Origin of the sequence: Pseudoflavitalea rhizosphaerae, assembly GCF_003991355.1 — a bacterium.
Lineage (GTDB): Bacteria > Bacteroidota > Bacteroidia > Chitinophagales > Chitinophagaceae > Pseudobacter > Pseudobacter rhizosphaerae.
Genome location: NZ_RCSU01000027.1, coordinates 1 through 11,744, shown reverse-complemented (window position 1 = coordinate 11,744; position 11,744 = coordinate 1). Strand labels below are relative to the sequence as shown.

Sequence of the window (11,744 nt, the reverse complement as noted above, 5' to 3'; positions counted from 1 at the left end):
ATCTTTCGGCCCTACTTTTTCCTTTTCAAACCGCCACTCTTGCGAGCGGGGTGCAAAGGTAAGGGACCGCAGTATACTTACCAAATATTCTGTCAGCTTATTTTTCGATTTCCATCGACTTTTCAACTAACCAATACCTGAAAGAACTTGCTGTTTCTGAACGGGTTGCAAAGGTAAGTGGCTATCGCATCTCATCCAAATATTTCTACACTTTTTTACCACCTTTTTTTCTTCGTTTCAACCACCGTATTCTCTAAGAACTAACTGTATTTCCGACCTCTTTTCTCTGTCTCTTTTTCTACTTTTCTATCGGGGGTGCGAAGGTAGCAGAGTTTGTATTTCTCACCAAACTTTTCATTATCTTTTTGCTACTTTTTTTTCGCTCTGTCTGATTAGTAAAGGGGAAAGAACTGTTCACTTTTTGAAGCGGGGTGCGAAGGTAGAGCGTTTATCATTTACCACCAAATCTTTTCTCATTTTTTCGCTCTCTTTTTTACTTTTTCCTTTTTTCAACCATGCAAAGAACTCTATCACTTTTCAACGGCTTTCTCTCTTCTTCCTTCTTTCTCTCTATCCGTTTTTCTCAAGCGGGGTGCAAAGATAAGCGTGTTTTGTTTTCTACCAAATCTTTTCAAAACTATTTTCATATCAACTTCTGAAACTCAATACTGTGGCGGGTTTCAAAGCGAATATTTTTTGTAGCTTATTCTACTTTTCTAAAATATCCATCGGGGTATTCCACTTTTACTAACAGTAACCCATGACCGGGAACTGAAAAATCAGCGCCTGTACAATCCTTCGCTTCTATCACTCTTCTAAATTCATCCAGCGTTATCTTTCCTCTCCCTGCTTTCAACATCGTTCCCGTTAATCCCCTCACCATTCCGCGAAGGAACCTGTTTGCTTTTACTCTATATATAAGTGTATCATCTTTCCTCACCCACTCACTGTATCTGATACTGCAATTGAATGTCTTTACCTGTGTATTCCTTTTACTGAAACTGGTGAAATCTGTATACTCCTTAATAATACCTGCCGCCTGTTGCAATACGTCTTCATCCACTGTATATGGAAAGAAGTAAGCGCGGTCTGCAATAAAAGGATCTTTTGCCCTGTATACGGTGTATTCATATTCCCTGGCAATGGCATCAAAGCGGCAATGGGCATTACCGGGCATACGCCGGATACTGTGAATGGCGATATCTCCGGGGAGGATCGCATTTAGATTATAGATTGCGCGATCCGGAACGGCGAACTCCGCATCAAACTGGAAGAAATTCTGCCGGGCATGTACACCGGAGTCTGTACGCGAGGATCCTGTCAGGGGCACATGTTGCCTGAAATACACAGCCAGCGCTTTTTCCACTTCGCTCTGGATGGTGAGCACATCGTCCTGCACCTGGAATCCCGCATACCGGGTTCCTTTATAGCTTACTTCAATGAAGTATCGGGCCATTATAATAGAGATTATCAGTTCAAACCGGGTCAGTCTTTGATCCTGACCAGTGTTTTAAAGCGGGCAATGTACGTTTCTTCGGTCAATAATGAGATGAGAGAACGGAATTCACTGGTATCGGCAGTAAAAGGATAGCACTGCTCGAAGAACCTGTATTGCGCCTCATCATTCATAAATAACTCGGAAAGCGCCCTGATCTGGCGGGTATAGATGCATTTGGATTTGAAAAGCTTTTTGGTGGCAGCCAGCTTGCTGTCAAGCGTTGGCTCATCCAGGATCTTCACGCGCAGCTTATCGATATCGTTATCTGTGGCGAAATTGGAACAATCGGAATTGATCATCACCATCTTCTTTTTTTCAGGTTCAGGTTCTGCAGCAGTTCCATTCTTTACAGCGGCAGTTTCCGCGTTGGTGGGCGTAGCATTCACCGGTGCAGGCGTTTCTGCAGTATTGGCAACTGCTTTCATTGCCGTATCGGGAGCAGGCCCGGCATCGATGATCACAGAAATGGTGTCTACGCCGGATGCGGAGCTGTCTGTAAACAACATGCTTCTGCCTTTGGGCAGGATATAGTCTTTCACCAATGTCACTGCAGGCCTGGGTGCTTTGTATACGAGGATCGGACCTGCTTCAACGGCCGCTGCGGAATCTTTCACGGCAGTGAGCCCGTTTGCAGTATTGGTGGGACCTTTTGGCTCAACCGCAACAGCAACGGAGGAGTCCACTTTCACTACAGCAGTATCTACCATCACGTCTCCGGCATTCATTGCCATGGCTCCTTTCAGGGTATCGGGGCCTGAATGCAGATCCAGCGCAGAATCCACATTAGCCCCAATGGCATTGGCAGCCATTGCGCCGCTGTCCGTTACCACTGCAATTGCACTATCTTTTATTATAGTTGTACTTCCGGGATCGGGAGTTGCATTGGCAAATACTTCCTGCTTTCCGGGGAGATCTTTCACGGTAGCTACGTACAGCACGGCGGAATCGTTCACTACTGCAGCCATCAAACTGGTGAAAGCATCTTCTTTTTTCTTTTCTCCATACCAGTTTACTTCAATGGCCTGGCTGGCGCGGGGCGATAACCGTTCGCCATTATTCCAGTTAACCAGCGTAAAATTCTGATCGCCGGCGGGTTTCAGTGTAAAGCCCAGGTCTTTCCTGTTGAAAGTGACCAGGAAGTCCTGTTCGGGATATTTATTGCGGGGAAATCCTACCGATACCTGGTATGTGCTATCGCCCAGCCCGGGCACCACCAGGTTGCCCACAGTGCTGGAGCTCCAGGTTTTATTGGATATGCGCACGTAAAAAGGCTGTTTATCCTCCGTTTGGATACACAGGAAATAACGATCCTGGGCTGAGAGCTGCACAGCAGAGAACAGGTAAATAATTATGGCTAAAACAGTTCGCATCATCTGCGGTATGGATTGCTGATAAGCAAATCTACTTATTTGCAATTACCTTGCCGCCACTTGTACAGTTTTTTAGTAATATTAAGAAAGGCAGATTCTATCTTTACGCCACTTAAATTTTCATCATGAAGAAATTCCTTATTGGAGTATTAGCCCTCGCTACCGCGCAACAGCTTGCAGCGCAGGAGCACGAAGCAGCAGCTCAGGACACATCCTGGAAGAAGGAGTACCGTGGAAGCTATACGATCATCAATGACCTCGTTCATACAAAAGTGGACGCGAAATTCGACTACGACAAATCCTACATGTACGGAAAAGTGTGGATCACACTCAAACCCCATTTCTATCCCACCGATTCCCTTAACCTGGACGCAAAGGGAATGGATATCCATAAAGTGGCCCTGGTGAAAGGAAGCTCCACCACCCCACTCAAATTCGAGTACGATGGCTGGAACCTCCGCATCAATCTGGGTAAAACTTACAAGAACAACGAAACCTATACCATCTATATAGATTATACCGCCAAACCCAACGAAGTGAAAGTACAGGGCAGTGCGGCTATCACAGATGCAAAGGGCCTTTACTTCATCAATCCCAAAGGCGAGGAAAAAGATAAGCCCACACAGATCTGGACGCAGGGCGAAACCGAAGCCACTTCCGTTTGGTGCCCTACTATCGACAAACCAAACATGAAGACCACACAGGAAACCATCATGACGGTCCCTGCCAAATATGTAACCCTCTCCAACGGGAAAATGATCAGCTCCAAAAAGAATGCTAACGGCACCCGGACAGACCACTGGAAAATGGACCTTCCCCATGCCCCTTATCTTTTCTTCATGGGGGTGGGCGATTATGCCGTGATCAAAGACAAATGGAAAGGAAAAGAAGTGAACTACTATGTGGAACATGAATATGCTCCCGTGGCCAGAAAGATCTTCGGCAACACGCCGGAAATGATGACCTTCTTCTCAAAGATCACAGGCCTGGAATATCCCTGGGCAAAATATTCGCAGATGACTGCGCGCGACTATGTAAGCGGCGCCATGGAAAACACCACGGCTGTACTGCACCAGGAAAGCGCTCAGCAGGATGCACGCGAACTGATCGATGGCAATGGCTGGGAAAGCACCATCGCACACGAATTGTTCCACCACTGGTTTGGCGACTATGTTACCTGCGAAAGCTGGAGCAACCTCACCGTGAACGAATCATTCGCCAACTACAGCGAAACACTGTGGGATGAATACAAATATGGAAAAGATGCCGGTGACGCCCAGAACTATAATGATATGGCGGGTTACCTGCAAAGCGGAAGCGAAAAGAAACACCTCGTGCGTTTCCATTATCCCGACAAAGAGTCCATGTTCGATGCCGTTAGCTACAACAAAGGCGGCCGCATCCTGCACATGCTCCGCAATTATGTGGGAGATGATGCCTTCAACAAGTCGCTCAACGTTTATCTCCAGGACAACAAATTCCAGGCAGCCGAAGCCCACCAGCTCCGTCTCGCTTTCGAAAAAGTGACCGGCCAGGACCTCAACTGGTTCTGGAATCAATGGTATTTCGGTGATGGTCATCCTTTGCTGGATATCGATTACCTGTACAACGAGAATGCAAAAACCGTTCAGGTGATCATCAAACAAACACAGAAATCAGGAAAAGTATTCATCCTTCCGATCGCTATCGATGTATACAATGGCGCGAAAAAAACACGCCACAATGTTTGGGTGAAAAATACAGTGGATACTTTCACTTTCTCCTACACCAGCAGGCCCGAACTGGTGAATGTAGACGGAGACAAGATCCTCCTTGCTATCAAGAAAGACAACAAGACGCTGGACAATTATATCCACCAGTATAAATATGCCGGTCTGTACCTCGACCGTCGTGAAGCGATCGAATTTGCACAAAAGAACCAGGACAATTCAAAAGCTCAGGAATTACTGAAACTGGCTTTGAAAGACAAGTACCATGGACTGCGCATACTCACGGCTACCAGGCTGGACTTCAAGAACAGCGCACTCAAATCCGCTGTTGAACCGATCCTGGCCGACCTGGCGAAGACCGATCCCAAATCAACTGTTCGCGCAGCAGCCATTTCTGCGCTTGTTAACTACGATAACGATGCATACAATGCTATCTACGCAAAAGGAATTACCGATTCTTCTTACAGCGTAGCTGGCGCCTCACTGGAAAACCTGTCGAAGAAAGATAAGGCCGCTGCATTAACTGCTGCGAAGAAGATCGCATCAGGTGGAAAGCTGAAAGGCGCCATGACCGAATCTGTTTTGAAAGTACTGGCCCGGTCTGGTGACGAAAGTTCCTTTGAACTGATTGCAAATACTTTCGATGAGATGCCTTTGTCTAACGCCAAGTTCAACCTGCTGCCTCCTTTCGCTGAGTACCTCGGTAATGTGAGCAACACCGCCAATTTCAAGAAAGGTGTTGATGCTATTATCAAATTCAGGGAAGTGCTGAAGCCTTACGGTTATGAGCAGGTGGTGAACAATTTCCTGATGAATGCCACATTGAAGAAGAAAGAAGCTGCTGTAGCAATTGCTTCCGATAAGAAGGCGCTCCAGGAGCAGATTGAATACCTGAAAACTCAGGTTCAGGGAGATAAGAAAGGATTCTAGTCTTTCAAAAACTCATTATAAAAGCCTGGCTGACAAACCGTTAGCCGGGCTTTTTTGTTCTCTGGCAATTTAATCAAATGATTACCAGGCAATTGGAAGGTCCGAATGGTACGTTAGTTGCTGCTTAATTGGGTATTAGTTGCTGCTGAGTGGTACCCGGAGGTATGCGGGAGTGTAGTCAGAGGGTAGTCTGAGTGTAGTCAGAGGCTGGTAAGGGAGTAGTTGGAAGCTAGTACGAAAGCAGTATGATAGTAGTGAAATACTGGCTTTTTAAAGGGGTGCTAAAAAAAAGCGGGACCAAAGATCCCGCTTTAAAATAGTTTACCAGCTGCCGCTTGCGCCGCCACCGCCGCCGCCTCCTCCGCCGAAGCCTCCGAAGCCGCCGCCTCCACCGGACCAGCCGCCACCGCCGCCGCCTGACCAGCCTCCGCCACCACCGGGCCAGAAGATGGTTGGGCCAACACCGCGATAGCCTCTGCGACTCATGAAGCCTCCACCACCTCCGCCGCCGCCAATCGCGCTGATGATGATAATAAAGATGATGATGCCAATGATACCGATGATACCGTTATTTTTCTTTTTGCCGCGCTTATTATAATCCTTGGGCGCTTTGTATTCGCCTGCTGCTGCTTTGATCAGCGATGCAGCTGCTGCCGATAGTCCCTGGTAATAATCGCTGCTACGGAAATTGGGAGCGATATCATTACGGATGATCTGGCTGGCCGTGATATCCGGGATGGCGCCTTCGAGGCCGTATCCCACTTCGATCCTCACCTGACGGTCATCAATAGCCGCCAGTATCAGGATACCATTATTTGTATTCTTATTGCCGATTCCCCAGCCGCGCAGGATCTTCAGTCCGGTTTCTTCAATGGGGTGATTATCGCCCAATGTTTTCACCAGTACTACTGCAATCTGGTTGGATGTAGAGTCATCGTAGGCAACCAATGTTCTTTCCAGGTTCTGTTTCTCCTCTTCGGAGAGGACGCCTGCATAGTCATTTACCAGTTTGGTGGGTTTTGTCTGGATGATCTTTTCAATATCCTGGGCCCAACCCGTGGCAATGATCAGCAGAAAGGAAAGTAAAAAAAGAAGTCTCTTCATCTGTATACTGGTTTACCTGCCGAAGACAATATCATCCGGCAATTCATTTTTATCATTGTCCCTGTCGTACGGGAAGTGTGTATGCAACGCATCGCCCACATCCGTTACAACCTGTACTACGGCATCTGCAACATGGTTCTCTTTGAAATGACGGCGCATGGCCGTTACTTCATTGTTCCAGAACACATCGCCTACTTTGCGATGGATGCCGCCATCGGCGAGGATGGCAAACTGATGGTCTTTCACCGCCAGGTACACGAGTACTGCATTATGATCATCTGTCTGGTCCATTTTCAGTCCCAGGAAGATCTCAGCTGCCCTGTCCAGCGGATCTACGAAGCGGCAACGGCTTTCCACGAACACGCGTACTTCGCCGCTTGTCCTGCGTTCTGCTTCTTTGATCGCATCAGTGATTCGCTGTTGTTCTTCTGGTGTGAAGAAAACAGGTTTTCGGAAGAAAGGAAATAATGCCATGTAAGTAGTTCTGGGATGATTAGAATTTTACTTCTGGCGCTCTTTCTGCTCCGGGATCGGCTTTGAAAGGTTCTTTCACGCGGAAACCGAACATACCTGCAAAGAGGTTATTGGGGAATCTGCGGATGGTTGTATTGTAACCCTGAACGGCAGTATTGAAATCGTTACGGGAAACTTTGATACGGTTCTCAGTTCCTTCCAGTTGTTTTTGCAGGTCCATGAAATTCTGGTTGGCTTTCAGGTCGGGATACCTTTCAACTGTCACCAGCAATCTGCTGAGTGCGCTGCTTACTTCGCCTTGTGCCTGTTGGAATTTCGCCAGGTTTTCAGGAGTGAGATTGTCTGCATTCACCTGCACGGAAGTGGCTTTAGCTCTTGCCTCGATCACTTTAGTGAGGGTTTCCTGCTCAAAGTTGGCGTATCCTTTTACGGTATTCACCAGGTTGGGGATCAGGTCTGCACGACGCTGGTAGTCACTCTGAACGTTTGCCCATTTTGCCTTCACATCTTCATCGAGCTTGATCATATTGTTATAGCCATTGCAACCGCAACCGCCGAGAATGAGAATGATGAAAACTACAATGATGAGAACAAGATTACGGGATTTCATTTTGTATAATATTTGATTACGTATTAAAATTAACAATTTTGGATCAAGCTCACATTAAAATCTGATAAGCATTTGGGCTAACCAGCTCCGGGAGCCGCCAAACTTCTGCGGCACAGTTTTCGTATCATTAGTATATCACCCTTCAATATTATTACAATGAAACCATCCTTTTTGCTTCTGTGGCTCCCGATGATTGCCCTGTTTGCCTGCAGGCGCAACAATGATCCTCCTCAAAATCCTGTGGCATTGACTGACAAAGTGTTGGTGGAAAATCTGCGTTTACCCTGGGAAATCCTCTGGGGACCCGACGATCAGATCTGGATGACGGAACGCGGCGGGCGCATCAGTCGTGTGAACCCGGCTACCGGCGTGGTTTCTCCGCTGCTCACCATCAGTGAAGTGGTGGAACAGGGCGAAGGGGGCCTGCTCGGCATGGCCCTGCATCCGGATTTCAATGCCAGCCCTGAGGTTTTCATCGTCTATAATTATGATAACGGTGGTTACAAAGAAAAGATCGTCCGTTACAATTACAGCAATGGTAGTCTGACCAATGCCGTTACCATCCTTGATAATATCGCAGCTGCGCGTAACCATAACGGTTGCAGGCTGGTATTCGGTCCCGATAAAAAACTGTACATCAGTACTGGCGATGCAGAGAACCAAAGTTCTGCGCAAAACACATCTTCACTCAATGGAAAGATCCTACGGATAGAAACCGATGGCAGCATTCCTTCCGACAATCCCATTGCCGGCAACGCCATCTGGAGTTTCGGGCATCGCAATGCACAGGGACTGGTATGGCATAATAATATTCTTTACAGTTCCGAGCATGGCCCGAGTAATGATGACGAGATCAATATCATTCAGAAAGGAAGGAACTATGGATGGCCGAATGTGCATGGCTTCTGCAATACCAGTGCAGAGCAAACCTTCTGTGCTGCCAACAATGTGGCAGAACCGTTGCAGGTGTGGACGCCAACTATTGCAACCTGCGGTCTGGAGTTCTATAATAAGGACCGTATTCCGCAGTGGAAGAATTCATTATTGCTTTGCACACTTAAAGGAAGTACGTTGTACCAGCTGGAGCTCGGCAATTCCGGAACAAGCATAACCAATACCGTTAGCTTCCTGGCAAATAAGTATGGCAGGCTAAGAGATATTTGTATTTCACCAGAGGGTAAAGTGTATGTGTGTACAAGTAATACGAGTAATGATAAGATCATTGAGATAGATAGAGCTGAAACGGAATANAAGTGTATGTGTGTACAAGTAATACGAGTAATGATAAGATCATTGAGATAGATAGAGCTGAAACGGAATAATCAGCGTGTGCCCAGTCGCTCGCCTCTGGCGAGTGACTTTTGTTTTGTCGCCTCTGGCGACAGTTCGCCGGAGGCGAACAAATACCGGTCACTCGCCAGAGGCGAGCGACTGGCGGCAGCGAAATAAAAAAGTGCAGCCATTTTGTAGCTGCACTTTAAATAAAATGCAAGAAGATAATTATGCTTTCACAGCAGCGATGCCGGGAAGTTCTTTTCCTTCAAAGTATTCCAGCATAGCGCCGCCGCCTGTGGATACATAACTTACTTTATCGGTGAATCCGAACTGGTTCACTGCGGCCACTGAATCGCCACCACCTACGAGGGAGAAAGCGCCTTCTTGTGTTGCTTCTGCTACTGCAGTTGCGATGGCTTTGGTCCCGTGTTGGAATTTTTCCATTTCGAATACGCCCATCGGTCCGTTCCAGAGAATGGTTTTCGATTGTTTGATCACGTTAGTGAACTGTTCGCAGGCATTGGGGCCAATGTCCAGTCCCATCCATCCGTCGGGGATGTTATTGCTGGGTGCGCCGGAAGTTTCTGCATTGGCATCGAACTTGTCTGCGATGGTGGAATCGGAAGGCAGGTGGATGCGAACACCTTTTGCTTCTGCTTTCTTCAGCAGTTCCTTTGCCGTGTTCAGTCGATCATCTTCACAAAGTGAATTACCGATCTTACCACCCTGGGCTTTCTCGAAAGTATAAGCCATCCCGCCGCCGATGATGATATCGGTAGCGCGTTCCAGGAGATTTTCGATAATGAGGATCTTGTCAGACACTTTTGCGCCGCCGATGATGGCGGTAAAAGGTTTTTGTGCCTGGTGGAGTACTTTTTCTGCGCTGGCCACTTCACCTTCCATGAGGAGGCCGAACATCCTTTTGTCTTTGGGGAAGAATTGTGCGATCACGGCTGTGGAAGCGTGTGCGCGGTGTGCGGTGCCGAAGGCGTCGTTCACATAAACATCGCCGAGTGCTGCCAGTTTTTTAGCGAAGCCTTCGTCGCCTTTTTCTTCTTCTTTGTAGAAGCGAAGGTTTTCCAGCAGCAGTACTTCGCCTGGTTTCAGCATGCCGGCTGTCAGCACAGCCTGTTCACCGATGCAGTCGTTGGCAAACAGTACAAAAGCTCCATCGAGGAGTTGGGAAAGATGTTTTACCAGGTGCTTCAGTGAATATTTATCAGAAGGACCGTCTTTCGGTCTGCCGAGATGGCTCATGAGGATCACGCTGCCACCGTCGCTAAGGATCTTTTTGATGGTGGGCACAGCGGCTTTCATGCGGGTATCGTCGGTAATCTGAAATTCCGCATTGAGGGGTACGTTGAAGTCTACGCGCACCAATGCTTTAAGTCCTTTGAAGTTGAATTGGCTGAATGTTGACATATTTTCTTTTTAGAGGAAGAAAAAAGGAACCACAACAAAGCAGGCGTCATGCAAATCATGTACCTGCCTGTTGTGGTTCGAATATGTTAAGAACGGGAGAGATTATTTGCTGATGAGGCCAGCGAAATATTTCACGGTACGAACGAGCTGGCTAACATAGCTCATTTCGTTATCGTACCAGCTCACTACGCGAACGAGTTGGGTATCGCCAACTGTTTGAACGCGTGTTTGCGTGGCGTCGAACAGTGATCCGTAGTGGATACCGATGATATCGCTGCTCACGATCTCGTCTTCAGTGTAACCGAAGCTTTCGTTGGATGCTGCTTTCATAGCTGCGTTCAGTTCGTCAACGGTAGTTTTCTTGTTGAGAACGGCGGTAACTTCTGTGAGAGAACCGGTGAGAACGGGAACACGCTGAGCGGAGCCGTCGAGTTTTCCTTTCAGGTTAGGCAGCACCAGGCCGATGGCTTTGGCTGCACCAGTGCTGTTGGGAACGATGTTCTGAGCGGCAGCGCGGGCGCGGCGCAGGTCACCTTTGGGGTGAGGGGCGTCTTGTGTGTTCTGATCGTTCGTGTAGGCATGGATGGTAGTCATGAGACCATTCACGATACCGAATTGTTTGTCGAGTACATCAGCCATTGGCGCGAGGCAGTTGGTAGTGCAGGAAGCGCAGCTGATGATGGTTTCAGAACCGTCGAGAATATTGTGGTTAACGTTGAACACGATTGTTTTGAGGTCTCCTGTAGCGGGTGCGGAGATCACAACTTTTTTGGCGCCTGCTGTGATGTGAGCGGCAGCTTTGTCTTTATCGGTGAAGAAGCCTGTGCACTCGAGAACTACGTCAACACCATGTTGTCCCCAGGGAATATCGGCGGGATTCTTTTGCGCATAGATCTTCACTTCGTCACCATTCACTATAATGGAGTTCTCAGTGGATTTAACTTCAGCGTCGAATCGTCCCTGAGCGCTGTCGTACTTCAGGAGGTGAGCCAATACTTTGGGACTGGTGAGGTCATTGATAGCAACAACGTCGATCCCTTCCATTTTGTAGATTTGGCGATAAACCAAACGGCCGATACGGCCAAAACCATTGATCGCCACTTTAACAGTACTCATTGTGAGGTGAAATTTTAATGGTGAAAAAATGCGGAGCGAAGTTAAAGATTTGCAGTCAATTGGATTAAGATTTCGAGGAAATACAGTGCGAGTAAGCCTTCGCAAGAGTTTGAAATGAAATGAAAGAGCAATGGTTGAAAATTTTCTACATTTTTTTACTTTTTATTTGGCTGAAATGGCCTCCCCCCCTATCTTTGCACTCCCTTACAACGCCGCGTTCGTCTAAGGGTTAGGAC

Annotated in this window: 9 protein-coding genes; 2 read left to right on the top strand and 7 right to left on the bottom strand. The window is 47.6% G+C overall.

Annotated elements, in window-relative coordinates; genetic code table 11:
- Positions 1-703 precede the first annotated feature (703 nt).
- Together truA and D9Y29_RS26325 are read right to left on the bottom strand one after the other, a co-directional pair.
- A complete protein-coding gene (truA, locus tag D9Y29_RS26330; protein ID WP_127133245.1) occupies positions 704-1,456 on the bottom strand; it encodes a tRNA pseudouridine(38-40) synthase TruA in 753 nt (250 codons plus the stop codon).
- A 29-nt stretch (positions 1,457-1,485) separates the two neighbouring features.
- On the bottom strand, positions 1,486-2,871 hold the full coding sequence (locus D9Y29_RS26325; protein ID WP_127133244.1) for a hypothetical protein: 1,386 nt from the start codon (positions 2,869-2,871) through the stop codon (positions 1,486-1,488).
- A 122-nt stretch (positions 2,872-2,993) separates the two neighbouring features.
- Between D9Y29_RS26325 and D9Y29_RS26320 the strand changes: the two genes are divergently transcribed.
- A complete protein-coding gene (locus D9Y29_RS26320) occupies positions 2,994-5,507 on the top strand; it encodes a M1 family metallopeptidase (RefSeq protein ID WP_127133243.1) in 2,514 nt (837 codons plus the stop codon).
- Positions 5,508-5,828: 321 nt separating this feature from the next.
- Here D9Y29_RS26320 and D9Y29_RS26315 read toward each other — a convergent pair whose 3' ends face one another.
- From D9Y29_RS26315 to D9Y29_RS26305, 3 genes are read right to left on the bottom strand one after another with little or no spacing between them, the layout of a single operon-like run.
- A complete protein-coding gene (locus tag D9Y29_RS26315) occupies positions 5,829-6,611 on the bottom strand; it encodes a TPM domain-containing protein (RefSeq protein WP_127133242.1) in 783 nt (260 codons plus the stop codon).
- A 12-nt stretch (positions 6,612-6,623) separates the two neighbouring features.
- A complete protein-coding gene (locus D9Y29_RS26310) occupies positions 6,624-7,085 on the bottom strand; it encodes a TPM domain-containing protein (RefSeq protein WP_127133241.1) in 462 nt (153 codons plus the stop codon).
- A 19-nt stretch (positions 7,086-7,104) separates the two neighbouring features.
- Complete coding sequence (locus D9Y29_RS26305) at positions 7,105-7,695, bottom strand: LemA family protein (RefSeq protein WP_127133240.1); 591 nt, start codon at positions 7,693-7,695, stop codon at positions 7,105-7,107.
- A gap of 156 nt (positions 7,696-7,851) precedes the next feature.
- Here D9Y29_RS26305 and D9Y29_RS26300 point away from each other — a divergent pair, with 156 nt between their 5' ends.
- Positions 7,852-8,997 carry a PQQ-dependent sugar dehydrogenase gene (locus D9Y29_RS26300; protein ID WP_127133239.1) on the top strand — a complete coding sequence of 382 codons (1,146 nt, stop codon included), beginning with the start codon at positions 7,852-7,854 and terminating at the stop codon, positions 8,995-8,997.
- A 198-nt stretch (positions 8,998-9,195) separates the two neighbouring features.
- On the opposite strand, the gene D9Y29_RS26295 is transcribed toward D9Y29_RS26300, so the two are convergent.
- Both D9Y29_RS26295 and gap read right to left on the bottom strand, forming a co-directional pair.
- Complete coding sequence (locus D9Y29_RS26295) at positions 9,196-10,392, bottom strand: phosphoglycerate kinase (protein WP_127133238.1); 1,197 nt, start codon at positions 10,390-10,392, stop codon at positions 9,196-9,198.
- Positions 10,393-10,494: 102 nt separating this feature from the next.
- The gene (gene gap, locus D9Y29_RS26290; protein ID WP_127133237.1) at positions 10,495-11,508 is read right to left on the bottom strand and encodes a type I glyceraldehyde-3-phosphate dehydrogenase; all 1,014 of its coding nucleotides are present in this window, start codon (positions 11,506-11,508) and stop codon (positions 10,495-10,497) included.
- Between the last annotated feature and the right edge of the window lie 236 nt (positions 11,509-11,744).